The organism is uncultured Brevundimonas sp., assembly GCF_937870815.1.
Taxonomy (GTDB): domain Bacteria; phylum Pseudomonadota; class Alphaproteobacteria; order Caulobacterales; family Caulobacteraceae; genus Brevundimonas.
In genome coordinates, this window is the sequence record NZ_CALMZS010000073.1 from 1 (window position 1) to 23,640 (window position 23,640).

Annotated in this window: 22 protein-coding genes; 15 read left to right on the forward strand and 7 right to left on the reverse strand. The window is 72.1% G+C overall.

What is annotated here, in order from left to right; genetic code table 11:
* The 8 genes from infB to pnp all read left to right on the forward strand — a co-directional run.
* On the forward strand, window positions 1-2,389 hold a 2,389-nt coding region (gene infB / locus Q0588_RS04520; RefSeq protein ID WP_298744143.1), incomplete at its 5' end, for a translation initiation factor IF-2.
* 57 nt (window positions 2,390-2,446) lie between these two features.
* On the forward strand, window positions 2,447-2,959 hold the full coding sequence (locus Q0588_RS04525; protein WP_298744144.1) for a hypothetical protein: 513 nt from the start codon (window positions 2,447-2,449) through the stop codon (window positions 2,957-2,959).
* A gap of 39 nt (window positions 2,960-2,998) precedes the next feature.
* The gene (locus Q0588_RS04530; RefSeq protein ID WP_298744145.1) at window positions 2,999-3,667 is read left to right on the forward strand and encodes a hypothetical protein; all 669 of its coding nucleotides are present in this window, start codon (window positions 2,999-3,001) and stop codon (window positions 3,665-3,667) included.
* Window positions 3,664-4,374: a DUF2459 domain-containing protein gene (locus Q0588_RS04535; protein WP_298744147.1), complete on the forward strand. Its 711-nt coding sequence runs from the start codon at window positions 3,664-3,666 to the stop codon at window positions 4,372-4,374. The genes Q0588_RS04530 and Q0588_RS04535 overlap by 4 nt, the downstream gene beginning before the upstream one ends.
* 59 nt (window positions 4,375-4,433) lie before the next feature.
* On the forward strand, window positions 4,434-4,952 hold the full coding sequence (gene rbfA, locus Q0588_RS04540; protein ID WP_298744148.1) for a 30S ribosome-binding factor RbfA: 519 nt from the start codon (window positions 4,434-4,436) through the stop codon (window positions 4,950-4,952).
* Window positions 4,952-5,884 carry a tRNA pseudouridine(55) synthase TruB gene (truB, locus tag Q0588_RS04545; RefSeq protein WP_298744149.1) on the forward strand — a complete coding sequence of 311 codons (933 nt, stop codon included), beginning with the start codon at window positions 4,952-4,954 and terminating at the stop codon, window positions 5,882-5,884. The genes rbfA and truB overlap by 1 nt, the downstream gene beginning before the upstream one ends.
* A 36-nt stretch (window positions 5,885-5,920) precedes the next feature.
* Window positions 5,921-6,190 (forward strand): 30S ribosomal protein S15, encoded by a 270-nt coding sequence (gene rpsO / locus Q0588_RS04550; protein ID WP_298744151.1) that lies wholly within the window; start codon window positions 5,921-5,923, stop codon window positions 6,188-6,190.
* A gap of 246 nt (window positions 6,191-6,436) precedes the next feature.
* Window positions 6,437-8,662, forward strand: a complete 2,226-nt coding sequence (pnp, locus tag Q0588_RS04555; protein ID WP_298744153.1) for a polyribonucleotide nucleotidyltransferase — start codon at window positions 6,437-6,439, stop codon at window positions 8,660-8,662.
* Window positions 8,663-9,177: 515 nt separating this feature from the next.
* Here pnp and Q0588_RS04560 read toward each other — a convergent pair.
* Together Q0588_RS04560 and Q0588_RS04565 are read right to left on the reverse strand one after the other, a co-directional pair.
* Window positions 9,178-9,732, reverse strand: coding sequence for an ActR/PrrA/RegA family redox response regulator transcription factor (locus Q0588_RS04560; RefSeq protein ID WP_298744154.1), 555 nt, complete (start codon window positions 9,730-9,732; stop codon window positions 9,178-9,180).
* Window positions 9,733-9,801: 69 nt separating this feature from the next.
* The gene (locus tag Q0588_RS04565; protein ID WP_298744155.1) at window positions 9,802-11,292 is read right to left on the reverse strand and encodes an ActS/PrrB/RegB family redox-sensitive histidine kinase; all 1,491 of its coding nucleotides are present in this window, start codon (window positions 11,290-11,292) and stop codon (window positions 9,802-9,804) included.
* 53 nt (window positions 11,293-11,345) lie between these two features.
* Here Q0588_RS04565 and Q0588_RS04570 point away from each other — a divergent pair, with 53 nt between their 5' ends.
* The 3 genes from Q0588_RS04570 (at window position 11,346) to Q0588_RS04580 (ending at window position 14,043) form a co-directional block, all read left to right on the forward strand.
* The gene (locus Q0588_RS04570; RefSeq protein WP_298744156.1) at window positions 11,346-11,969 is read left to right on the forward strand and encodes an SCO family protein; all 624 of its coding nucleotides are present in this window, start codon (window positions 11,346-11,348) and stop codon (window positions 11,967-11,969) included.
* A gap of 111 nt (window positions 11,970-12,080) precedes the next feature.
* Window positions 12,081-13,361 (forward strand): polyhydroxyalkanoate depolymerase, encoded by a 1,281-nt coding sequence (gene phaZ / locus Q0588_RS04575; protein WP_298744157.1) that lies wholly within the window; start codon window positions 12,081-12,083, stop codon window positions 13,359-13,361.
* The gene (locus tag Q0588_RS04580) at window positions 13,327-14,043 is read left to right on the forward strand and encodes a M48 family metallopeptidase (RefSeq protein ID WP_298744158.1); all 717 of its coding nucleotides are present in this window, start codon (window positions 13,327-13,329) and stop codon (window positions 14,041-14,043) included. The genes phaZ and Q0588_RS04580 overlap by 35 nt, the downstream gene beginning before the upstream one ends.
* A gap of 1 nt (window position 14,044) precedes the next feature.
* Here Q0588_RS04580 and Q0588_RS04585 read toward each other — a convergent pair whose 3' ends face one another.
* Complete coding sequence (locus tag Q0588_RS04585) at window positions 14,045-16,180, reverse strand: transglycosylase domain-containing protein (RefSeq protein WP_298744159.1); 2,136 nt, start codon at window positions 16,178-16,180, stop codon at window positions 14,045-14,047.
* An 89-nt stretch (window positions 16,181-16,269) separates the two neighbouring features.
* Window positions 16,270-17,181, reverse strand: coding sequence for an alpha/beta hydrolase (locus tag Q0588_RS04590; RefSeq protein WP_298744160.1), 912 nt, complete (start codon window positions 17,179-17,181; stop codon window positions 16,270-16,272).
* A 103-nt stretch (window positions 17,182-17,284) separates the two neighbouring features.
* Between Q0588_RS04590 and Q0588_RS04595 the strand changes: the two genes are divergently transcribed.
* Entirely contained in the window at window positions 17,285-18,421 is a 1,137-nt protein-coding gene (locus Q0588_RS04595) for an aromatic ring-hydroxylating dioxygenase subunit alpha (RefSeq protein WP_298744161.1), read from the forward strand.
* A gap of 96 nt (window positions 18,422-18,517) precedes the next feature.
* Here Q0588_RS04595 and Q0588_RS04600 read toward each other — a convergent pair whose 3' ends face one another.
* The 3 genes from Q0588_RS04600 to Q0588_RS04610 are packed head-to-tail and all read right to left on the reverse strand — an operon-like array spanning window position 18,518 to window position 20,747.
* Complete coding sequence (locus Q0588_RS04600) at window positions 18,518-19,369, reverse strand: metallophosphoesterase (RefSeq protein WP_298744162.1); 852 nt, start codon at window positions 19,367-19,369, stop codon at window positions 18,518-18,520.
* Window positions 19,369-20,352 carry a diacylglycerol kinase family protein gene (locus Q0588_RS04605; protein ID WP_298744163.1) on the reverse strand — a complete coding sequence of 328 codons (984 nt, stop codon included), beginning with the start codon at window positions 20,350-20,352 and terminating at the stop codon, window positions 19,369-19,371. Before Q0588_RS04605 ends, Q0588_RS04600 begins: the two co-directional genes overlap by 1 nt.
* A gap of 56 nt (window positions 20,353-20,408) precedes the next feature.
* The gene (locus tag Q0588_RS04610) at window positions 20,409-20,747 is read right to left on the reverse strand and encodes a hypothetical protein (RefSeq protein ID WP_298744164.1); all 339 of its coding nucleotides are present in this window, start codon (window positions 20,745-20,747) and stop codon (window positions 20,409-20,411) included.
* Window positions 20,748-20,910: 163 nt separating this feature from the next.
* Between Q0588_RS04610 and Q0588_RS04615 the strand changes: the two genes are divergently transcribed.
* The 3 genes from Q0588_RS04615 to Q0588_RS04625 form a co-directional block, all read left to right on the forward strand.
* On the forward strand, window positions 20,911-21,252 hold the full coding sequence (locus Q0588_RS04615) for a YMGG-like glycine zipper-containing protein (RefSeq protein WP_298744165.1): 342 nt from the start codon (window positions 20,911-20,913) through the stop codon (window positions 21,250-21,252).
* A 71-nt stretch (window positions 21,253-21,323) separates the two neighbouring features.
* A complete protein-coding gene (locus Q0588_RS04620) occupies window positions 21,324-21,767 on the forward strand; it encodes an OmpA family protein (protein ID WP_298744167.1) in 444 nt (147 codons plus the stop codon).
* Window positions 21,768-21,841: 74 nt separating this feature from the next.
* On the forward strand, window positions 21,842-23,640 hold a 1,799-nt coding region (locus Q0588_RS04625; RefSeq protein ID WP_298744168.1), incomplete at its 3' end, for a protein-disulfide reductase DsbD domain-containing protein.

Here is a 23,640-nt window from a genome sequence, read left to right on the forward strand (position 1 = left end):
CCCCGCTCCGGCCCCCGCCCCGACCGAGGCCGCCGCCCCGCCCGCGGCCCCCGCCCGTCCGGCCCGCCCGGCGGTCAATTTCGGCCAGCGCGCGCCCAAGCCCCAGGCTCCCGGCCGCGGCCCCGCCGACCGCCCGGCCTTCGGCGGGCGCCCGGCCCGCGAGGCCGCCATGGGCGGCGGCGAGCGCAACTACGCCGAGCGTCCGCAGGGGGCCGGCCGGCCGGCCCGGCCGGCCGAGCCGGTCCGCTATTCGGCCCTCAACCCGCGCCCCGCGCCCGGCGCCGCCCGTCCCGGCGGCCCGCGCACCGGCCCCGGCGGCCGTCCGACCCCGAACGCCCCGCCCGCGACGCCGGAAGTCGCCCGCCCCGCCCGCGCCGGCTTCGGCCGTCCGGCGGGCAGCAAGGCCGAGGACGATCGCGACAAGCGCTTCTCCGACGCCGGACCCGGCAAGGCGGTCAGCCGCACGCGCGGGGAGCCCAAGCGCCGCGAGGGCCGGCTGACCATCCAGGCCGTGGCCGGGGGAGACGAGGACGCCGCCGAGCGGATGCGCTCGCTGGCCTCGGTCCGCCGCGCCCGCGAACGCGAGAAGGAAAAGCGCAAGGGCGGCTCGACCGATGCGCCGAACCGGCCGCGCGAGGTCGTCATCCCCGACGTCATCACCGTCGGCGACCTGGCCAACCGGATGGCCGTGCGCGGCGTCGACATCGTCAAATTCCTGATGCGTCAGGGCCTGATGGTGAAGATCAACGACGTCATCGACACCGACACCGCCGAACTGGTCGCCGACGAGTACGGCATGACCGTCAAGCGCGTGTCCGAATCGGACATCGAGACGGGGTTCCTGTCCGACGCCGTCGACGACGAGGCGACCACGCCCCGCGCCCCGGTGGTGGCCATCATGGGCCACGTCGACCACGGCAAGACCTCGCTGCTCGACGCGCTGCGCACCACCGACGTCGCCTCGGGCGAGGCCGGCGGCATCACCCAGCACATCGGGGCCTACCAGGTGCGCCTGGAGAACGGCGACCGCGTCACCTTCCTCGACACCCCGGGCCACGCGGCGTTCAGCGCCATGCGGGCGCGCGGCGCGAACGTGACCGACATCGTCGTGCTGGTCGTGGCCGCCGACGACGGCGTCATGCCCCAGACCATCGAGGCCATCCAGCACGCCCGGGCGGCCAACGCCCCGATCATCGTGGCGGTCAACAAGATCGACAAGCCGGACGCCAATCCGCAGAAGGTCGTCAATGAACTGCTGCAGCACGAGGTCATCGCCGAGAGCCTCGGCGGCGACACCCAGATCATCGAGGTGTCGGCCAAGAACCGCACCAACCTCGACGGCCTGATCGACGCCATCCTGCTGCAGGCCGAGGTCATGGACCTGAAGGCCGATCCGGAGCGCACCTCGGAAGGCGTGGTCATCGAGGCCAAGCTGGACAAGGGCCGCGGCCCGGTGGCCACCGTGCTGGTCAAGCGCGGCACCCTGAAGCGCGGCGACATCGTCGTGGCCGGCTCGGCCTGGGGCAAGGTCCGCGCCCTGCTCGACGAACGCAACGCCCAGCTGACCGAGGCCGGTCCGTCGGTGCCGGTGGAGATCCTCGGCCTCGACGAGGCGCCGTCTCCGGGCGAGCCCTTCGCCGTGGTCGAGAGCGAGGCCCGGGCCCGCGAACTGACCGAGTACCGCGCCCGGGTCAAGCGCGAGAAGGCCACCGGCGGCGTCAACCAGGTGTCGCTGGTCGACATGATGTCGAAGCTGCAGTCCAAGAAGGTTTCGGAACTGCCCGTGGTCATCAAGGCCGATGTGCAGGGCTCGGCCGAAGCCATCGTCGGCTCGCTCGACAAGATGGGCAACGAGGAGGTCCGCGCCCGCACCGTCATGTCGGGCGCCGGCGGCATCACCGAGAGCGACGTGCAGCTGGCCAAGTCGGCCGGGGCGCCGATCCTCGGCTTCAACGTCCGCGCCTCCAAACAGGCCCGCGACCTGGCCGAGCGCGAGGGCGTGGAAATCCGCTACTACGCCATCATCTACGACCTGCTCGACGACATGAAGGGCGTGCTCTCGGGCATGCTGGCCCCGCTGCAGCGCGAGACCTTCCTCGGCAACGCCCAGGTGCTGCAGGTCTTCGACATCTCCAAGACCGGCAAGATCGCCGGTTGCCGGGTCACCGAGGGCGTCGTCCGCAAGGGCGCCAAGGTCCGCATCATCCGCGAGGACGTGGTGGTGCTGGAGCTGGGCACGCTGCAGACGCTCAAACGCTTCAAGGACGAGGTCAACGAGGTCCCGTCGGGCCAGGAATGCGGCATGCATTTCCAGGGCTTCCAGGACATCAAGGCCGGCGACTTCATCGAGTGCTTCACGGTCGAAGAGGTCAAGCGCACCCTGGACTAGGGAGCGGCGGCGCGAAGCCGCCGCCGTTTCGCCGCATCCTTCACGGATCAACGTCCCATGCGCCGCATCCCGATCCTTGTCCTGGCCCTCGCCGCCGTCGCCGGGCCGGCCGCGGCCGAGACCCGCTACCTGGCCTATGACGCCGCCGACCGCATCACCCAGGCCCTGACCCGCGGGGTGACGCTGGAGGCGGACCGCGGCCTGTTCGGGGCCATCAGCGTGCGGCGGATCATCTCCACCTCGCAGCGCGGCTCGGCCGACATCCGCCGCGGCGGCCCCGACGCCGTGCGCCGCGCCCTGCCGGCGGGCTCGACCGCGAACGCGGTCTATCAGATCGCCCCCGAGGGCGACGGCCGCGGCCTGTCGCGGGCGCTGTGCCCGGGCTCGGACGAGGTCTGGCTGGCGGCCGGTCGGGTCCGGCTCGGCCGGCCGCTGACCCTGCACGCCGTCGGCCGCTGGCCGGACGGCGCCTACCGGCACTGCGTCGCCCTGTCCTACGCCTGGCGCGGCGAGTGGGCGACGCCGCGCGCCGGCGGGCCCGACGACCGCGGCGCCCCTGTCGGGCGATAGGCGTTCACCTCCCGAACATCCCTCGATAGGGTCGCGGACATGAGCGCCGCCACGACCCGACCCCAGACCGCTGTGAAACGCCTCGCCGGGGCGCTGTCGTTCGTCTGCCTGGTGCTGTTCCTGCTGGCCGTCGAACAGAAGGACACCGTGGCGGCCTGGGAGACGTTGCGCGACGGGGCGGGCCCGGCGGCGCGGCGGGCGGCGGACTGGGCCGGACGCCTGCCTTCCGGCGCGGCGAAGGGGATCGGGGGGCTCAGGTCGGCGGGGGCCGGGGCGGACAGGCCGCGGGCCGCTGCGGCCAGGTCCGCCGCCATTCTGCGGGGCGAATACGATCCGGCCGACGAAGCCGCGCGGGCGGCGGCCGGATCCCTGGCCTTCCTCGGCGCCGAGCTGCGCTTCGGGAACGGCGACGTCCTGCGCACCCGTCCGTTGCGCATCGCCGCCGGGCGCGAGTCCTTCGCGGCGGGCCAGACCTTCGCGGCGCGGCTGGATGCGCCCGCCGACGCCCAGATCGAATTGCGCGAAGTGCTCGCGCCGAGCCGGGGGCGGGCCGGGGCGGTCAGGCTGTGCGGCGGCGAGGCCGCGGGCGCCGTCGCCCTGCTGCACCGGCGCGACCGGGTCGAACTGATGCTGTTCCGCAGCCGGACCATCGGCGCGCAAACGCCGCCCGCGGCCCTGTGCGGGGTGTGGCGCTTCAGGGCCCGATGAGGCCCGGGCGTTCCCGCACCGGTCTCGGGGCCGTGATCGCCGCCGCCGCCGCGGGACTGGTTGCGTCCCTGTGGACCTGGACCGCGCCCGGCGATCCGGCCCGGTGGCGGGCCGCGCCGGACGCGCCGGGCGTCGAGCTGCACCTGCTCGACAACGGCTTCCACACCGACCTGGCCGTGCCGCGCGCCGCCCTGGAGGCCCGCGGCGGGCCGCTGGCCGGGGCGGTGCGGGCCCTGCCGCCGGGCGGGTGGATCCTGATCGGCTGGGGCGACGCCAGATTCTATGTCGACCAGAGTCCGATCGGGGACCGGCTGCCCGACGGGGCGCGGGCCTTCTTCCGCCCCGGAAACGCCTCGGTGGTCATGCTCGACCCGGACCCGCGCGACCCGGCCGAGCTGTTTGCGGAGGAGGGCCGCCGCAGCTTCAGGATCACGCCGGCCGGCTTCGAGGCCCTGGCCGCCCGCGTCGAGGCGTCGCTGGACCTGTCGGGCGGCGGGCCGCGGATCGCCGCCGTCCGGGCCGGGGACGACGCCCGCTTTCTGGCCAGCCGCGAGACCTTCTCCATCGCCCACCTGTGCAACCACTGGACGGCGGGCGTGCTCAATGCGGCGGGACTGCCGGTGCGGCCGTTCCGCTCGATCGTCTCGTCCGAACTGATGGCGGCCGTCGACCGGGCCGAACTGGACAGCGCGGCTCCGCGGGACTAGACCGCGCCCCTTCGCTTTTCGAGCCGGGTCCGAGCCCCGGCGGGCGTCGAGGACCTGTCATGAGCAGCCGCAAACCCAATCCCAAGGCCGGAACCGTCAGCCAGCGCCAGCTGCGCGCCGCCGAAATGATCCGCCACGCCCTCGTCGAGGTCATGCGCGAGAACGAAATCCGCGATCCGGCCCTGACCGGTGTCTCGGTCACGGTCACCGAGGTGCGGCTGTCGCCCGACCTCAAGCACGCCACCTGTTTCGTCGAGCCGCTGGGCGCCGGCGTCGACAGCGCCCCGGTCGCGGGCCACGTCGACGACATCGTCAGGGCGCTGAACGCCCACGCCCGTTTCCTGCGCGGCGCGCTGGGGCGGCATATCGACATGCGCTTCACCCCCGACCTGCGCTTCCGCCACGACGAGAGCTTCGCGGCGGCCGAGCGGCTCAACCGCCTGCTCGACGATCCGCGGGTGCAGGCCGATGTTAATCCTCCCCCATTGGGGGAGGGGGACCGCGAAACGGTGGAGGGGGGGCCCCCGCACCATGCTTCGCAGGGACCCCTCCCCCCGCGGGGGGGAGGCCAAAACTAGTGGCCCGCCGCAGGAAGGGCGAGGTCGTCAACGGCTGGGTCTGCCTCGACAAGCCGCTGGAGATGGGCTCGACCGAGGCCGTGTCGAGGGTGCGGCGGCTGTTCAATGCGCAGAAGGCGGGCCACGCCGGGACCCTGGACCCGCTGGCCTCGGGCATATTGCCGGTCGCGCTGGGCGAGGCCACAAAGACTGTCGCGTTCATGATGGAGGCGGAGAAGGTCTACCGCTTCACCATCAACTGGGGCGTCTCGACCGACAGCCTCGACCGCGAGGGCGAGATCGTCGCCCGGTCCGACGTGCGGCCCCCGGTCGAGGCGGTGCGCGCGGCCCTTCCGGCCTTCACCGGCGAGATCGACCAGGTCCCGCCGCAGTATTCGGCCGTCAAGGTCGACGGCCAGCGCGCCTACGACCTGGCCCGGGACGGGGCCGAGTTCGAGCTGGCCCCGCGGCGGGTGACCATCCACGAGGCCGCGGTCACGGACGCCCCGGACGCTGACCACGTCGAGCTGACCATCCGCACCGGCAAGGGCGTCTATGTGCGCGCGCTGGCCCGCGACCTGGCCGCCGCCCTGGGCGCCGAGGGCCACGTTTCGGCCCTGCGGCGCGAGCGGGTCGGGCCGTTCTCGACCGAAAACGCCGTCACGCTGGATTCTCTGGAGGAAATGGTGCATAGGGGCGCCGCCTCGGAAGGCTTGCTTCCCGTCGCGACCGCCCTGGACGACATCCCGGAGCTGGCCGTGACGGATCAGGACGCCTTCTCGCTTCGGCAGGGACGGCCGATCGTTCTGCTCCCCCGTCAGGTCGAAACGCTCAAGAGCCGCCTCCGGGAGGGCTCCAGAACCGTTTCAGCCTTTCAGGGCCAGACCCTCGTCGCTCTCGGTCAGTTGCGGGCCGGCCGGCTGGAACCCGACCGCGTTTTCAACCTCTCCTGACGCAGGGCGGCAGGGGACTCCAGATGGAGCATACCGATGTCGATCACTGCTGAACGCAAGCACGAAGTCATCGCCGACAACGCCCGCACCGAGGGCGACACCGGTTCGGCCGAGGTCCAGGTCGCGATCCTTTCGGAACGCATCGCCAACCTCACCGAACACTTCAAGACGCACAAGAAGGACAACCACTCGCGCCGCGGCCTGCTCAAGATGGTCTCGCAGCGCCGTCGCCTTCTGGACCACCTGTCCAAGGTCGATCGCGAGCGCTACACGGCGCTGATCACCAAGCTGAACCTGCGCCGCTAGGGGCGCCGGAACGGGCGGAAGATTTTCGAGGCGCGGGCCTGATGTCCGCGCCTCGTTCCGCATCAGAACCAACCGCGCGCCGCGGGATTTAATGGCGCAGACGCGAGGGCTGAAACCGGTCCTCAACCACTCCCGGACGGTTCGCGATGGCGCGGCCGTTCATGGACCGAAGGACTGAACGCCCGACGCTCCACCCATTGATGGGACCCCGCGCGGAATCCGCCCGCGGGATACGAAAGACGAAACATGTTCGACATCAAACGCAAGACGATCGACTGGGCCGGACGCCCGCTGACGCTGGAGACCGGCCGCATCGCCCGTCAGGCCGACGGCGCCGTGCTGGCGACCTATGGCGAGACCGTGGTCCTGGCCACCGTCGTCTATGGCCGCGCGCCCAAGCCGGGCCTGGATTTCTTCCCCCTGACCGTCAACTACCAGGAAAAGACCTTCGCCGCCGGCAAGATCCCGGGCGGCTATTTCAAGCGTGAAGGCCGTCCGACCGAGAAGGAGACCCTGGTCTCCCGCCTGATCGACCGCCCGATCCGCCCGCTGTTCGTCAAGGGCTTCAAGAACGAGACCCAGGTCATCGTCACCGTCCTCCAGCACGACATGGAGAACGATCCCGACGTGCTCGGCATGATCGCCGCCTCGGCCGCCCTGACCCTCTCGGGCGTGCCCTTCATGGGTCCGATCGGCGGCGCCCGGGTCGGCTACGTCGGCGGCGAGCTGGTGCTCAATCCGACGCTGGACCAGATGCCCGACAGCGAGCTCGATCTCGTCGTCGCCGGCACCCAGGACGCCCTGATGATGGTCGAATCCGAAGCGAAGGAGCTGTCGGAAGAGATCATGCTGAACGCCCTGATGTTCGCGCATCGCGGTATGCAGCCGGTGATCGACGCGATCATCGACCTGGCCGAGCACGCCGCCAAGGAGCCGTTCGACTTCCAGGCCGACGACGTCTCGGACATCGTCGCCTCGATCCAGTCGCTGGTCGGCGAGGACATCAAGGCCGCCTACACCCACGTCGGCAAATACGACCGCCGCTCGGGCGTCGAGCTGGCCAGGAAGAAGGCCGCCGAGGCCCTGGTCCGCACCGACGAGAACCCGGACGGGGTCGATCCGTCCAAATTCGGCGCCGCCTTCAAGGAATGCGAGGCTCACGTCCTGCGCCGCGACATCATCGACAACGGCCACCGCGTCGACGGCCGCGCCCTCGACAAGGTCCGCGCCATCGTCTCGGAAGTCGGCGTCTTCCCGCGCACCCACGGCTCGGCCCTGTTCACCCGCGGCGAGACCCAGGCCATCGTCGTCGCCACCCTCGGCACCGGCGAGGACGAGCAGTACGTCGACGCCCTGAGCGGGACCTACAAGGAGAAATTCCTGCTCCACTACAACTTCCCTCCCTATTCGGTCGGCGAGACCGGCCGGATGGGCGGCGCGGGCCGTCGGGAAATCGGTCACGGCAAGCTGGCCTGGCGGGCGCTCCGGCCGATGCTGCCGTCGGCGGAGGACTTCCCCTACACCATCCGCCTGGTGTCGGAGATCACCGAGTCCAACGGCTCCTCCTCGATGGCCACGGTCTGCGGCTCCTCGCTGGCCCTGATGGACGCCGGCGTGCCGCTCAAGCGGCCGGTCTCGGGCATCGCCATGGGCCTGATCCTCGAGCCGTCCGGCGAGTTCGCCATCCTGTCCGACATCCTCGGCGATGAAGATCACCTCGGCGACATGGACTTCAAGGTGGCCGGCACCCGCGAGGGCATCACCAGCCTGCAGATGGACATCAAGGTGGCCGGCATCACCGAGGAGATCATGCGCAAGGCCATCGCCCAGGCGACGGCCGGCCGGCTGCACATCCTCGACGAGATGGACAAGGCCATCGACGGCGCCCGCTCGGAACTGGGCGAGTACGCGCCCAAGATCGAGTCGATCAAGGTTCCAACCGACAAGATCCGCGACATCATCGGCACCGGCGGCAAGATCATCCGCGAGATCGTCGAAAAGACCGGCGCCAAGATCAACATCGAGGACGACGGCACGGTCAAGATCGCCGCCTCCGAACAGGAGAAGATCGACGCGGCCAAGACCTGGATCTCATCGATCGTGTCCGAGCCCGAGCCCGGCATGATCTACACCGGCAAGGTCGTGAAGGTCGTCGATTTCGGCGCCTTCGTGAACTTCTTCGGGGCCAAGGACGGCCTCGTCCACGTGTCGCAGATCGCCCTGGAGCGCGTCGCCAACCCGGCCGACGTCCTGACCGAGGGCCAGGAGGTCAAGGTCAAATTCCTGGGCATGGACGACCGCGGCAAGACCAAGCTGTCGATGAAGGTCGTCGACCAGACCACCGGCGAGGACATCACCGACAGGATCAACGCCGAGCGCGCCGAACGCGGCGAGCCGCCGCTGTCCGACGACACCGGCGGCCGTCCGAAGCGTGAAGGCGGTGACCGTGATCGCGGCCGCAGCCGTCGTTAAGACGCCGCGTCACGTCTGAAATGAACAAGGCCCCGGCGGAGACGCCGGGGCCTTTTTCCGTCGCGCGGCGCCGGGGCCGGTCGCGGTGGCGGACGGCAGGTCCGGATCGCCTCGGTTTCTATCCGGGTAGAAACCTGGAAAATTGGCGTGTCAGAGTCGGCAGGGTCGGCGCCGCCCCCGAAAATTAGTGTGTCACAGTCGGCAGAGTCGGCATCGGGGCCGGGAGGCTGAGCCGGGCGCGCCTGGGGCGGCGGGTCGGCGGTTCGCATGTCAAAGACCGGTCAGCAGTATGGACCGGTTCCTTCATGCGGCGGGAAGATAGCATCGAGAATCGGCCAAGCCGCTGAAAAGGCGGCGGATCGTCTCCATTATCCGACCATGTTTTCGCGGATTGCAGGCACAGCGTCATGGCCTCACGCGACCCAGCGCCCCCCGGACCAGCCGCCAACGCCCTGGGCCGGCGTCGTCGGGCGGGGCGGGTTGGATGCGCGGCGCCCTCTGACGAGGGCCGCCCCCTACCGCGGCGCCCGCTTGGCCAGGATGCGCTGCAGCGTCCGCCGATGCATCCCCAGCCGCCGCGCCGTCTCCGAGACATTGTGGTCGCACAGTTCATAGACGCGCTGGATATGCTCCCAGCGCACCCGGTCGGCGCTCATCGGATTGTCGGGGGGTTCGGGGGCCTCGCCGGTGGCCAGCAGGGCCTTGACCACGTCGTCGGCGTCGGCGGGCTTCTGCAGATAGTCGACTGCGCCGGCCTTGACCGCCGCCACGGCGGTGGCGATGGCGCCGTAGCCGGTCAGCATGACGATGCGGGCGTCGTCGCGCCGCTCGCGGATGGCCTCGACCACCTTCAGCCCGTTGCCGTCCTCGAGCCGCATGTCCAGAACCGCGAAGGCCGGCGCGGCGGCGCGCAGGGACTCGCGGGCCTCGGCCACCGAGGCGGCGGCGGTGACCTCGAAGCCGCGGCTCTCCAGCGCCCGCCCGAGCCGGGTGCGCAGGGCGTTGTCGTCGTCGAGCAGCAACAGGCTCCTGTCGGGCAGGGCGGCGATCCGGGCTTCGGTGTCAGGCATCATCGTTCTCCTCGCCGTCAGGTCGGTAACGGTATGGCGCAGGTCAAGGTTCAGCGGTCCGGTGCGACATCACGACGGCGGAACCTCCAGCGCCGGCCGGGCCCAGCGCACGGCCACGCGCGCGCCCCTGGGCTGGCCCCTGGCGCCGTCGCCCGGGCCGACCGAGACCCGCCCGCCGGTCCGCTCGAGCAGGGTGCGGGCGATGAAGAAGCCCAGACCCATGCCGCCCTGGCTGGGCGCGATGGTCTCGGCCCCGGCCGGCGGTTCGGCCTTGTCGCCCTTGCGGCCCTTGCGGCCGGGGGCGGCGGCGGCGACCGAGGCGGCGATCTGGGCCGCCAGCGCCCGGCGCGCCTTGCCCTGCGGCCGGCTGGTCACATAGGGCTCGCCCAGCCGCGGCAGGATGTCGGCGGGAAAGCCGGGGCCGTCGTCGACCACCTCGATCTCCATGAAGCCGGCGTCGACCAGGGCCTGGACCCGCACCCGGCTGTTGGCGAAGTCGGCGGCGTTCTCGACCAGGGTGGACAGGCCGTGGACGACCTCGGGCAGGCGGCGCACCCGCGGCTCGGCCTCGCCGGAGGCGGTGCGCACGGCCACCTCGAAGGCGAGGTCGAAGCCCCGGTGCGGCTCGACCACCTCCTCCAGCAGGGCCTTCAGCCCGACCTCGGCGAAGGCGGAGTCGCCCTCCTCGGGCTGCTGCGACAGCTGTTTCAGAATGTCCCGGCAGCGCTCGGCCTGCTGCAGGATCAGGGCCGCGTCCTCGGCCGCGTCGCCGTCGGCGGCCGAGGCGCGCAGCAGTTCGCGGGCCACCACCTGGATGGTGGCCAGCGGCGTGCCCAGCTCGTGCGCCGCCGCCGCCGCCAGCCCGCCCAGCGCCGCCAGCCGCTGCTCGCGCTGCAGCACGTCCTGGGTGGTGGCCAGGGCCAGCTCCAGCTTTTCCGCGTCGGCCGCCACCCGCCAGGCGTAGGCGGCCGTGAACACCACGCCGGTGGTCAGCGCCAGGCCGACGCCGAAGCGATAGAGCGGCGGCAGCTCCAGCTGGGTTCCGGCCTGCCACGGCAGCGGCATGGAGAAGAAGAACAGGCCGACGGTGGCGGCCAGCACCAGCAGGCCCATCAGCGCCGCCTGCCGCCCCGGCAGGGAGGCGGCCGCGACCGTCACCGGGGCCACCAGCAGCAGGCAGAAGGGGTTCTGCAGTCCGCCGGTCAGGGCGAGGAGCACCGAAAGCTGCAGGATGTCGAAGCCGAGGTGGGCCGCCGTCAGGGTCCCGTCCGGAAAGGAGCCGTCGCTGCGCCTCAGCCGGGCGGTGGCGTTGAGGTTCATCGCCACGCTGGCGGCGATCGCCGCCAGACAGGCCCACAGCGGCAGGTCGAATTTGAGCCAGGCCGCGGCCACGAGGATGGTGGCGCTCTGCCCGGCGACGGCCATCCAGCGCAGGATCACCAGCGTCCGGAGCGACAGGCCCCGGCTGCGGCGCGGAATGTTGCGCCAGCCGGCGAAGCGGCCGCCGGCGGAACCGGTGTCGGCGAACTGCGACGACTGGGGGTCTTGGGTTGGGCTCACCGCTCTTCTATAGACCAGCCGCGCCCGCGTGGCGCGTCCCGCCCGGAGCCCAGATGCCGCGCCGCCCCATTCTGCTGTTCGCCGCCGCCTGCGCCGTCATCGCCGTGGCCCTGATCGCCGTCACAATGGTCCTGGTCAACCGGCCCGCGCCCGGGCTGCGGCCCGGCGAGGTCGTCTCCACCGGCGAGGCCGAGGTCGGCGGACCGTTCCAGCTGGTCGACCAGGACGGCCGGCCGGTCGACCAGACGATGCTGGACGGCAAATGGTCGCTGGTCTTCTTCGGCTTCACCTACTGCCCCGACTACTGCCCGACCACCCTGGCCGCGCTGGAGGCGACGAGGCGGCGGCTGGGGGACAGGGCGGAGAACCTGCAGATCGTCTTCATCAGCGTCGACCCCGAGCGCGACACGCCGCGGGCGCTGAAGGACTATCTGTCCTCCGACGGCTTTCCCGAGGGCGTCATCGGCCTGACCGGCACGCCGGCGCAGGTCCGCGCCGCCGCCGGGGCCTACAAGGCCTTCTACCAGAAGGTCGGCGAGGGCGAGGGCTATACGATGAACCACTCGCTGACCGTCTATCTGATGGGCCCCGACGGAAGGTTCCGCACCGCCGTGGCCGAGGCGCTGGGCCCGGAGAGGTCGGCGGCGGTGATCGAACGGGCCATGGCGCGCGGCTAGAAAAATCCTCCCCCCTTTTCGCTTCGCTCGGGGGACGATTAAATCCTTTTGCAGTGCGGCGCGTTCTATGCTGCCCTGCCATATGCCGGCGGGGGCCGTCCCAGGACACGCATGCTGTATTCGCTTCACGAGTTCGCCTATCATACGGCGACGCCGTTCCGGATCGGGGCCCGGCTGGCCGGCCAGTTCTGGAGGTCTCCGCTCAATCCGGCCGCCGACACCGCCCTGGGCCGCACCGCCTACGCCTCGGCCGAACTGTTCGAGGGGCTGACGCGCCGCTACGGCAAGCCGGACTGGGGTCTGGAGACTGTCGAGATCGGCGGCCGCAGGGTGCGCACCAGCGAACAGGTGGTCTGGTCCTCGCCCTGGTGCCGGCTGCTGCGCTTCGCCCGCCACGTCGGCGACCTGAAGCGCGCCGGGAGGCCGGCCGCTGCGCCGGCGGTGCTGCTCGTCGCCCCGCTGTCGGGCCACTACGCCACCCTGCTGCGCGGCACGGCCGAGGCCTTCCTGCAGGACCACGACGTCTATGTCACCGACTGGACCAACGCCCGCCAGGTTCCGATGCTGGAGGGGCGGTTCGACTTCTTCGACTACATCGACCACGTCCGGACCATGCTGGGCGTGATCGGCCCGCGCGCCCATGTGGTGGGCGTCTGCCAGCCGGGGCCGCCGGTGCTGGCCGCCTGCGCCCTGATGGCCGGGGACGAGGATCCGAACCGGCCCGCCTCGATGACCTTCATGGGCTCGCCGATCGACGCCCGGCTGTCGCCGACGGTGACCAACCAGCTGGCCGAGGAAAAGCCCTTCACCTGGTTCAGGTCGAACATGATCCACACCGTGCCGTGGCCCTATCCCGGCTTCGGGCGGCGGGTCTATCCGGGCTTCGTCCAGCTCTACAGCTTCATGTCGATGAACGAGGAGCGCCACCGCGACGCCCACCACGAATATTTCCAGCATCTCGTCAACGGCGACGGCGACGGGGTCGAGAAGCACGAGGAATTCTACAATGAATACCTCTCGGTGCTGGACCTGACCGAGGAATTCTACCTGCAGACCATCGACATCGTCTTCCAGCAGCATCTGCTGCCGCGCGGCTTGCTCGAGCATCGCGGGCGCAAGGTGGACCTGGGCGGGATCACGGACATCGGCCTGATGACCGTCGAGGGCGCGAAGGACGACATTTCCGGGGTCGGCCAGACCCAGGCGGCGCACGGCCTGTGCGGCGCCATCCCGGATGACCGGCGCACGCTGTACGTCCACCCCGAGGTCGGCCACTACGGGGTGTTCAACGGCCGCCGCTTCCGCGACGACATCTATCCGCGGGTGCGCGACTTCATCGCCCTCAACGAGGCCCTCTGTGCAGTATCGGAACGGCCAGCGGCTGCCGCCTGACGCCGTCGGCGTCCCGGCCCGGCTGTCGGTCAATCCGCGCGCCCGGCGGCTGTCGATCCGCATCGACGGGCGGGCCGGCGAGGCCGTGCTGGTCGCCCCGTCGGAACGCGGCCTCGCCCAGGCCGTGGCCTTCGCCCGCACCAAGTCAAACTGGATGCGCCAGCGGCTGGCCGAGCGGCCGCGCGGCTCGCCCCTGGAGCCCGGCGCGACGGTGGCCCTGTTCGGCAGGCCCGTCCGGCTGGCGGCGACCGGCGGGGCCGGGGCCGCGCGCCTGACCGAGGACGCCGACGGGCCGCTGATCGTCTCGGGCGGCGACGGCGAGGCCTTCGCCCGCCGGGTCGAGAATCTGTTCAAACGGGTGGCGCGCGAGACCCTGCAGGTCCGTACCGACGTCCATCTGCGCGCCCTCGGCCTGCGGCCGGTGAAGCTGTCGATCGCCGACCCGAAGTCGCGCTGGGGCTCGTGCAGCCCGCACAACCGCACCATCCGCTACAGCTGGCGGGTGATCATGGCCCCGGATGCGGTGATCGACTATCTGGCCGCCCATGAGGTCGCCCATCTGGTCCACGCCGACCACAGCCCGGCCTACTGGTCGGTGGTCCGGGGCCTGGTCGGCGACCCCCGCCCGCACCGCAAATGGCTGCGCGACCACGGCCCCGCCCTGCATGCGGTGGGACGGTAGGTCAGAAGAACAGCGGATCGGCCTTCCGCTCCGGCGGCGGCGCCGGCTGGGGCTGCGGGGCCGGCGGGTCCCGCTGCGGCTGCGGCTGGGTCGGACGCAGGACCGCCGGGTCGTTGCGCTCGGGCGCGATCGGGCGCTGCGGCGGCGGCGGCTCCAGCAGCTCTTCGTCGAGCGGATCGACACTGGAATCCCCGGGCGGATTGTCGCCGAACAGGTCGCCGATCCGGCCGATCAGGCTCTCGACCGGGCTGGGCGGCCGCCAGCCCTCGGGCATGGGCGGGCCGTCGGGGATCGGCGGGGCGTTGAGGCGCGGCAGGGCGGCCTCCATGAAGCCCTTCCAGATGGCCGCCGGCGACGAGCCCCCGGTGACGCCGCGCATCGGGCTGTTGTCGTCCTTGCCGACCCAGACGGCGGTGACGAAGCCGCCGGTGTAGCCGACGAACCAGGCGTCCTTGTAGTCCGAGGTGGTGCCGGTCTTGCCGGCCACGTCGCGGCCGGCGATGGCTGCCGACCGGCCGGTGCCCGAGGTCATGACCCCGCGCAGCATCTGGTTCAGGTAGTAGAGGTACGGGTTCGACACGGCCTGCACCGGCCCGGCCTCGCGGGCGGCGCGCTGGTAGATGACGCGGCCCTCGGGGGTGCGGATGCGGCCGATGCCATAGGCCCGGACGCGCTTGCCGCCGTTGGCGAAGGCGTCATAGGCCTGGGCCATCTCGATCGGCGAGACCTCGACCGCGCCCAGCGCCATGGCCGGCTCCAGCCCGATCCGCGAGCTGATGCCGAGGCGGGTCGCGGTGCGGGCCACATTGTCGCGTCCGACCTGGTCGGCCAGCGCGGCCGCGACGGTGTTGATCGACTGGGCCACCGCCTGCGACAGGGTCATCTCGCCCCGGTAGTCGCCGGTGTAGTTGCGCGGCGTCCAGTTGCCAATGCGGATGGGCGCGTCCTTGACCAGGGTCTGGGGTGTGTAGCCGCTCTCCAGCGCGGTCAGATAGACGAACGGCTTCCACGCCGAGCCGGCCTGGCGCCGGGCGTCCACGGCCCGGTTGAACTGGCTGTCGGCATAGGAGGCGCCGCCGATCATGGCGCGGACCCGGCCCTCGCCGTCGAGGGCCACCAGCGCCGCCTGCTGCACGCCCCTGGAGCGGTCGCGCTGGAGGATGCGCCGCACGGCCCGCTCGGCCGAGGTCTGCAGGGTCAGGTCCAGCGTCGTCTCGACGATCATGTCCTCGGTCGGTTCGCCGACCAGTTCGCGGATCTGCTTGTCGAGCCAGTCGACGAAATACTGGGCGTGCTGGCTGGCCAGGGTGCGCGACACCCGCACCGGTTCGGTCACCGCCTGGGCCCGCTGTTCCGGGGTGATCACCCCGGCGTCGGCCATTTCGTTGAGCACGACGGTGGCGCGGGCGGCGGCGCGTTCGCTCTCGGACACCGGCGAATAGCGCGACGGGGCCTTGAGCAGGCCGGCCAGCAGGGCCGCCTCGCCGACGGTCAGGTCCTTGGCGCCCTTGTCGAAATAGCGCTGGGCGGCGGCCTCGATGCCGTAGGCGCCGGCCCCGAAATAGACCCGGTTCAGATAGAGGGCGAGAATCTCCTGCTTGGAGAATTTCATCTCCAGCCAGACCGCCAGCATCAGCTCCTGGACCTTGCGCTTCACGTTCTGGTCGGGGCTCAGGAACAGGTTCTTGGCGAGCTGCTGGGTCAGGGTCGAGCCGCCCTGGACCACCCGACCGGCCCGCATGTTGGCGGCGATGGCGCGGGTCATGCCGATCGGGTCGAAGCCGGGGTGGTGATAGAAACGCCGGTCCTCGATGGCGATGAAGGCGGCCGGGACGTAGTCGGGCAGGGCGTCGAGGTCGGCGGGCGGGGCCTGCTGGGTCCCGCGCACCGCGATCAGGGCGCCGTTGCGGTCCAGATAGGTGATCGAGGGCTGGCGATCGATGTCGTGGAGGGTCGAGGTGTCGGGCAGGTCGCGCGCGAACACGGCGAAGAACACCACGAGGAAGATGACGCCCCAGACGGCCAGCACCGATCCCCAGTAGACCAGCCGCTGCGCCGGCGTGCGCGCGGCCCTGGGCTGACCGCCGCCGCCGCCCTGCCCCCCGCCTGAACCTCGCCCGAACCCTGCACCCGCCATCGCAACCTTCTACGCGCCCGTCCAGGCGGTCTTAGCCCGCCGCGCCGCGCTCGGAAACGCCCCCACGCCTGTCACGCGAATGTGAGGGCTCATTCGGCCGAAAGAAAGGCGTCCACCTCGGCCGCGAACACCTCGGGCTGGTCCAGCATGATGAAGTGTCGGCTGTCGGCTATCCGCTTCAGCCGCACCGTCTCCAGGCCGCGGTACTGGTTCCTGAACAGGGCTTCGAGCGCCGCGTCCGTGAGCGGAATATTGGGCCCTCGCGCATACAATACGGTGGTCGGGGCGGCGATGCGCGAAAGTTCGGGCCGCAGGTCGGTCGTGATCAGATCCCGCATGGCCCGGCCCGCCACGTCACGGTCGCTCGTTACGGCGTGGCGGATCAACCCGGCGCGGACGGCCTCGTCGGTGACGAGCGCGGCCATCGACCGGCGGTTCGACGCGGCCCAGCCCTCCGGCGTCATGCCCGCCAGCCGTGCTCTCATCGCCTCGCCGGTCGGCCGCAGGCTCCCGGCGGTCGAGCCGGGCGGTCCGAAGAAGACGCCGTTGAACGGCAGCATGTCGACCACCATCAGCCGGCCGACCCGTTCAGGGTGGCGCGCGGCCAGGCTCAGGGCCATCGATCCTCCCAGGGAATGCCCGATCACGGCGGGCCGCTCGAGGCCGGAACGCCCGATATAGTCCGCGATCGCCTGGGCGGTGGGTTCCAGCACCGCGCCTTGCGCGTTCGCGCCGGCGTCGAGTCCGGAAAACCCCCGGACGTGCACCCGGTGGATCCGGTGCGAACCCCTCAGCCTGTCCACCAGCGCATCCCATATCGCCGGGTCCGACGCATTCCCCGCAATCAGGATTACGTCCGGCCCGCGTCCCTCGCTCGAAACCTGGATACGGTCGGAATCGTAGGTCGTCTCCGGACGGGCGGTCTGGGCGGCGCCGACGGGGGCGAGGCCCATGAACGCCGCGACCAGGGCGGTGATGCGGGCGATGACAGGATGGCGCATGACAGGGTCCCGGCCCGCCGGCGGCGGTCCGCGGACGTTATGCGGTCCGCGGCCCCGGCGGCAATGGTCCTCCCTACCGTTCCGGTTCGCGGCGCCGTATTTCATGGTCATGGCAGACACAACCCCCGCCCGATCCGGCCAGACCGGGTCCGAAGCCGCCGATGCGGCCCGGAGCCCATTTCCCTTCGGCAAGGGCTTCGTCCTCGACACCTGGTATTTCGTCGCCCTGTCGCGGGAGGTGAAGCCGGCCTCGCTGGCGCGCCATGAGCTGCTGGGCGAGCCGGTGCTGATCGGCCGCACCCGGGCCGGGCAGGTCTACGCCCTGCGCGACATCTGCCCGCACCGGGCCGCGCCCCTGTCGGCCGGCCGGCTGGTCGACAGGCCCGGCGAGGGCGAGACCGTCGAGTGCTGCTATCACGGCTGGCGGTTCCGCCCCGACGGGGTCTGCGCCGCCATCCCCTCGCTGGTCGGGGATCAGGCCCATCAGCCGGAACGCATCCGGGTGCGCGCCTATCCGGTGCGCGAGAGCCAGGGCATGGTCTTCGTCTGGATCGCCTCGGACCCGCGCAGTCCGGCCGAACCGGACCACGAGCCGCCGGTCTTCCCGGGGGTGGTCGGGGGCGGGGCGAAGCTGGTCGAGCGCATGGATTTCGACGCCCATGTCGACCACGCCGTGGTCGGGCTGATGGATCCGGCCCACGGCCCCTATGTCCATCGGCAGTGGTGGTGGCGGTCCGAACATTCGATGCACGAGAAGGCCAAGGCCTTCGAGCCGCGCGAACTGGGCTTCGCCATGGTCCGCCACGCCCCGTCGTCGAACAGCCGGGCCTACAGGATCCTGGGCGGCGCGCCCGCCACCGAGATCAGCTTCCGCCTGCCCGGCTATCGCTGGGAGCATATCCTCGTCGGCGAGAAGCAGGTGCTGGCCCTGACCTGCCTGACCCCCCGGTCGGAGAGCCGGACCACGATCACCCAGATCTTCTGGTCCGACCACTGGGTGTTCGGCCTGGCCAGGCCGTTCCTGCGCAGGGGCGTGGTCGCCTTCCTCAAGCAGGACGGCGGCATGGTGAACCTGCAGAACGAAGGGCTGCGCTATGACCCGGCGCTGATCTGGATCGACGACGCCGACAGACAGGCCAAATGGTACCAGCAGCTCAAGCGCGAATGGGCCAGGAGCCGGGCCGAGGGCCGGGCCTTCGCCAACCCGGTCAAGGCTGCGGTTCTCAGATGGAAGAGCTGAGGCCGTCGACCTCCCGCTCTCTGAAGCCAGAAGTGATCACCTGACGGCAGGGGGCCGTGGCCGCAGGCCGCGGCCCCCTGCCATGCCCGCCGGGGCTCAGCTCGCCGCCTGCTCGCGCTCGCCCGCCACATCGGGATCGGGCGCCGTCGACCGTCTGCGGGTGTCCTGGCGGCGCGGCAGGCGCCATTTCTGCCCCGGCTCGAAGCGGTCGCCGGTCCAGGCCATGGCGGTGACGACGATCTCGTCGGCGTCCCAGTCGATCTGGTTGAAGCTGGGCGGCGCCCCCCTCTCGCGATGCGACAGGGTTCCACAGCCGACCGCATAGGAGCCGTGGTCGCCCAGCTGGATCGGCAGGGCGAACGGGACGTGGACATGGCCGGTGACGATCAGGTCGACGCCGGCCTCGGCGAAGATCAGGGCGGCGGCCTCGCCGCGCTTGACCTCGCCGGTCATCGGGGCGCCGATCATCTCCACGAGGGGATGGTGGCAGGCGAGGATGCGCAGGGCCCCGGGCGGCGCCTGGCGCAGGGCCGCGGCGGCCCTGCGGGTCTGGCCCAGGTCGATGACCCCCTTGGACCAGTTCAGCCGCGCCTGCCAGCCGCGGGCGGTGGCCACCCCGCGCACCATGACGGCGCCGCTGAGGAACTGGTGGTCGTGGGCGGGATGGCCGATGGCGCGCTCGAACGCCCGCCACGGGTGGAACAGGCGGGCGGCCAGACTCCAGTAGGGCACGTCATGATTGCCGACGATCACGAAGGTCGGCTCGGGCATGCGGCGGATCCAGTCGCCGGCGGCCGCGAACTCGTCCGGCAGACCCCGCTGGGTCACGTCGCCGGTGATCAGCACCAGGTCGCACGGCGTCCGGTGGGCGAAGTCGAGCGCGGCGGCGCAGGCGTGACGGTGTTCGCGCCCGAAATGCACGTCGGAGAACTGCAGCGCTCGCCCCACTAGACGCTGTCCTCCGCCGCCGCGGGGATCGGGGCCAGGGCCTGGAAGGCCCGGCCGATGAAACGGACCCTCGCCCTATGGCGCAGGAGCACGGGCTCGCCGTCGATGACGGCCGGAATCCGCGACCGGGCGCGCATGTCGACCCGCTGGGTGGCCCGGGTGGTGACGGCCGGATCCTGGCGCCAGTCGTCGAGCACGGCGTGGGCCGCGAGGCGGAAGACCTCGCCGGCGTCGGCGGGGTTCATCGCCGCCGCCTCGAGGCCGGTGTCCTCCTCCATGGCCCGCGAGATCATCGGGCTGATCAGCACCAGCGCCTCGGCCCGCTGCGGCGGCCGGCCGTCGAGGGCGAAGCGCATCTGGCCGGTGAAGGCCCGCTTCAGCGCCCGGCGCGCATAGGCCCAGGCGAGGCTCGGCTTGCCGACCCGGATGGCCTCGCGGGCCGGCGCCCAGAGCGCGGGGGAGCCGAAGATGGCGGCGCAGTAGAAGGTCCGGGTGAATTCGCCGTCCGACACCTCGCCGCCGGACACGCCCTGGGGCGCGCCCTCCTCGAGCGCCACCTTCAGCGCGGCCTTCCAGTCGCCCGTGCCGTAGAGGGCCCTGGGCAGCATGTTCATGGTGCCGCCGGGCAGGGGCGCGACCAGCGGGCCGTCCGGCCCCGCGCGCGAGGCGATGCGGCCGGCGGTGCCGTCGCCGGCCAGCACGAACAGCACGTCCGGCCGGGCCTCGAGCGCCGCCGCGATCTGGTCGTCGAACCGCCCCGCCTCCAGCGTCACCACCGAGGCCTCGCAGGCGTAGCGGTCCAGAATGGCCCCGGCCTCCCCGGCCGCGCCCGGGCCGACGCCGCCGGCCAGCGGATTGACCAGCATCGTCACGCGCCTCAGCGGCGCGTGACGGGTGAGCACGCCGGCCGACCCGTCCGAGGTCCCGGTCGTGGCTTTGGCGGCGGCCGGAGGTTCGGCGGCCGGGGTCAGGGTCGCGCTCATGCCGCCCGAACGTCCCGCCCGGAGCGATGTTCCGGGCGGCAGTCCAGCGTGGCCGTTTACTTCTTGAGTTCGTCCGAAGCCGCCGCGGCGCCCGCCTGGGCGGCTTCGCCGGCCCTGGCCGCGGCCGCGCCGGCCGCTTCGCCGGCCTCGTCCGCCACCCGGGGCGCCTCGCCGCGCACCTTGGACACGGCGGCGGAGATCCAGCCGTCCATCAGGGCCCCGCCGGCGGCGAGCGACTTCTCCTTGACGCCGAGCACGGCGGTCAGCACGCCGAACAGCGCCAGCAGGGTGATCACCAGGCTGATGAACGGATTGCCGCGCCGACGCTTGCTGCGGGCCCACACTGGACTGTGATCGCCGTCATCCGCCATACGGACCGGTTCGGGAAAACGCATACGAAAACCCCCGTCTTTCGCCCCTCGCGGAGCCGTCCGCGCCCCCTGCGCGGCGTTACTGCAAAGCCTAATACAGGCTTAACCAACCGCATAGGATGGGAACCGTCACGGTTATCCAGCATTATCACCCGTGGGGCGAACCCGAGGGATGAAGGACATACCCATGAAAAAGGCAATCATCGCGATCGCCGGCGCCGGCCTGCTGGCTTCGGCCTGCGCCAGCGATCCGTACGGCGGCACCAATGAAACGGTGCGACAGGGCGCGATCGGCGCGGGCATCGGCGCGGTCGCCGGCGCGATCATCGGCAACAATGTCGGCGACGGCAACGCCGGGACCGGCGCGGCCATCGGCGCCGTCGTGGGCGGCGCCGCGGGCGCGATCCGCGGCTCGCAGCAGGACCGCGCCAACCAGCAGCGCTACCGCGACAGCCAGGGCCGGTACTACTACTGCTACGACAACCGGCAGACCGAATGCTATTGGGAGAACGGTCAGCGTCGCTACTAGGGCGCGGCCGTGTGGTCAGTGATCAGGGCGGTTCGTCGGCGACGGGCCGCCCTTTTCGTGAAAGGGGCGCCATGAAGGGTTTGATCCTGTTGTTCGGCGCGGGCGCGCTGGCCGTGGCCGGGTGCGCGGGCGGGCCGGCGGCGCGCGGCGACCTGATCGCCGAGCCGAGCGCCTGCGCGCCGCAGCGGTTCGACATCTATTTCCGCGACGGTGAGGCGGGGCTGACCGATGCGGCCCGGCACGCCATCGGCCTGACCGCCACCCAGCTGCAGGGCTGCGCCATCCGCAAGGTCGAGGTCGTCGGCCTCGCCGATGCGAGGGGCGGCCCGGACGCCAACCTCGACCTGTCCGAACGCCGCGCCGTGGCCGTCAAGGAGGCCCTCGAGGCGGCCGGCTGGCCGGCCCCGGCCTTCAGCCTGATGGTGGCCGGCGAGTCCGGGTCGGTGGCCGCGGGCGGGGTCAGCGAGCCCATGCGGCGGCGCACCGAGGTGGTCGTGGACGCGGCCCCGCGCTGAGCCCGGCGGTCGCGGCGCGGCCTGAGACAGCACGCCGCGTGACGCGGGGGGGGCCGGACGGCTAGGGTCGGCCGGTGACCCGTTCGCCCAGCCTGATCCTCCTCTTCCTCGCCGCCCTGATGTTCGCCCCGGCCCCGGCGGCGGCGCAGGAGGCGCGCGTGCAGCGCACCGAGCGCATCGCCGCCGAGCTGGTGTCGATGTCGCAATGGGCCGCGCCCGGCTCGACGGCCATCGTGGCGGTGCGGCAGGACATCGCGCCGGGCTGGCACACCTACTGGCGCAACCCGGGCGACTCCGGCGGCGCCACCACCCTGGACTGGAGCCTGCCCGCGGGCGTCAGGGCCGGGGACATCGTCTGGCCCCTGCCCGAGCGGCAGCGGCTCGCGGGGCTGATGAACTACGGCTATTCGGGCGAGGTCTATCTGCCGGTTCCGGTCGAGGTCCCGGCCGCCGCCCGGCCGGGGTCGACCCTGCCGCTCAGGGTCAGGGCGCTGTTCTTCGTCTGCAGCGCCGAGATGTGCGTGCCGGAGGAGCTGACCCTGGCCCTCGACCTGGCCGTGCGCGAGGGCGCGCCGCCCGCGGACCCGCGCCACGGCGCGCCGGTCCGGGCGGTGCTCGAACAGGCCCCCCGGCCCGCCGGAATCGAGGCGCGCGCGGCCCTGGACAACGGCGTGCTGACGCTGAGCGCCGCCGGCGGGCCGCTGGCCGGGCGCGACCCGGGTCCGAGCTATTTCTTCCCCTTCGAGAGCGGCGTCATCGCGCACCCGGCCCCCCAGAGCGGCGCCTGGGGCCCGCAGGGCCTGACGCTGCGCATACAGGCGGACGACAGGACGGCGGGCGGCGGCCTGCGGGGCCCGGTCGCCGGCGTGCTGGCCACCGCGCACGGGGCCTTCGAACTCCGCGCCGAACCGGGGCCGGTCCTGGCCGGGACCTCCGGATCCGGCGATGTGGCGCCGGCGCGGGACGGCCCGGCCGGACCGCCGCAGGCGCCGGGCCCGGGCGTGGCCGGCTTCCTGCAGGCCGCCCTGTTCGCCCTGCTGGGCGGGCTGATCCTCAACCTGATGCCGTGCGTCTTCCCGATCCTGGCGATGAAGGCCGCGTCGCTGGCCGCGGCGGCGCACGACCCCGTCCGGGCCCGGCGCGACGGCCTGGCCTTCCTGGCCGGGGTGCTGACCACCTTCGCGATCCTGGCGGGCGCGCTGCTGGCCCTGCGGGCGGCGGGCGAGGCGGCGGGCTGGGGCTTCCAGCTGCAGTCGCCGGCGGTGACCGCGGGCCTGTCCCTGCTGATGCTGGCCGTGGCGCTGAACCTGTCGGGCGTGTACCATATGGGGGCCGGGCTGCAGGGCGCGGGCACGGGCCCGCTGGCGCGCCTGCCGGGAGCCCTGGGCGCCTTCTTCACCGGGGCGCTGGCGGTGGTGGTCGCCGCCCCCTGCACCGCGCCGTTCATGGCCTTCGCCCTCGGGGCGGCCCTGCTGATGCCGTGGCCGATGGCGCTGGCGGTGTTCCTGATGCTCGGCCTCGGCCTGGCCCTGCCCTTCGTCGCCGTCAGCCTGACGCCCGGCCTGCTGTCGCGCCTGCCGCGGCCGGGACGGTGGATGGAGCGGCTGAAGGGGCTGCTGGCCTTCCCCATGTACGGAACCGCCCTGTGGCTGGCCTGGGTGTTCAGCCGGCAGGGCGGCGGGGAGGCGCTCGCCCTGCTGTTCATCGCCGGCCTGCTGCTGGCCCTCGCCGGCTGGTTGCTGGGCGTCGCGCAGGCGGAGCGGGCGCTGGGCGGGCGCTGGCGGCCGGCGGCGCTGGCGGGCCTCGCGGCGCTGGCCCTCGCCGTCGCCGGAGCGGCCGTGGCCGCGCGCCTGCCGGTCGCCGCCCCCGGAAC

Excerpts from the sequence above, each read along its gene's own strand:
- Q0588_RS04525 (WP_298744144.1), top strand. The coding sequence starts at position 2,447 with ATGCGCCGCATCCCGATCCTTGTCCTGGCCCTCGCCGCCGTCGCCGGG.
- Q0588_RS04530 (WP_298744145.1), top strand. The coding sequence starts at position 2,999 with ATGAGCGCCGCCACGACCCGACCCCAGACCGCTGTGAAACGCCTCGCC.
- Q0588_RS04535 (WP_298744147.1), top strand. The coding sequence starts at position 3,664 with ATGAGGCCCGGGCGTTCCCGCACCGGTCTCGGGGCCGTGATCGCCGCC.
- rbfA (WP_298744148.1), top strand. The coding sequence starts at position 4,434 with ATGAGCAGCCGCAAACCCAATCCCAAGGCCGGAACCGTCAGCCAGCGC.
- rpsO (WP_298744151.1), top strand. The coding sequence starts at position 5,921 with ATGTCGATCACTGCTGAACGCAAGCACGAAGTCATCGCCGACAACGCC.
- pnp (WP_298744153.1), top strand. The coding sequence starts at position 6,437 with ATGTTCGACATCAAACGCAAGACGATCGACTGGGCCGGACGCCCGCTG.
- Q0588_RS04560 (WP_298744154.1), bottom strand. The coding sequence starts at position 9,732 with ATGCCTGACACCGAAGCCCGGATCGCCGCCCTGCCCGACAGGAGCCTG.
- Q0588_RS04570 (WP_298744156.1), top strand. The coding sequence starts at position 11,346 with ATGCCGCGCCGCCCCATTCTGCTGTTCGCCGCCGCCTGCGCCGTCATC.
- phaZ (WP_298744157.1), top strand. The coding sequence starts at position 12,081 with ATGCTGTATTCGCTTCACGAGTTCGCCTATCATACGGCGACGCCGTTC.
- Q0588_RS04585 (WP_298744159.1), bottom strand. The coding sequence starts at position 16,180 with ATGGCGGGTGCAGGGTTCGGGCGAGGTTCAGGCGGGGGGCAGGGCGGC.
- Q0588_RS04590 (WP_298744160.1), bottom strand. The coding sequence starts at position 17,181 with ATGCGCCATCCTGTCATCGCCCGCATCACCGCCCTGGTCGCGGCGTTC.
- Q0588_RS04595 (WP_298744161.1), top strand. The coding sequence starts at position 17,285 with ATGGTCATGGCAGACACAACCCCCGCCCGATCCGGCCAGACCGGGTCC.
- Q0588_RS04605 (WP_298744163.1), bottom strand. The coding sequence starts at position 20,352 with ATGAGCGCGACCCTGACCCCGGCCGCCGAACCTCCGGCCGCCGCCAAA.
- Q0588_RS04610 (WP_298744164.1), bottom strand. The coding sequence starts at position 20,747 with ATGCGTTTTCCCGAACCGGTCCGTATGGCGGATGACGGCGATCACAGT.
- Q0588_RS04615 (WP_298744165.1), top strand. The coding sequence starts at position 20,911 with ATGAAAAAGGCAATCATCGCGATCGCCGGCGCCGGCCTGCTGGCTTCG.
- Q0588_RS04620 (WP_298744167.1), top strand. The coding sequence starts at position 21,324 with ATGAAGGGTTTGATCCTGTTGTTCGGCGCGGGCGCGCTGGCCGTGGCC.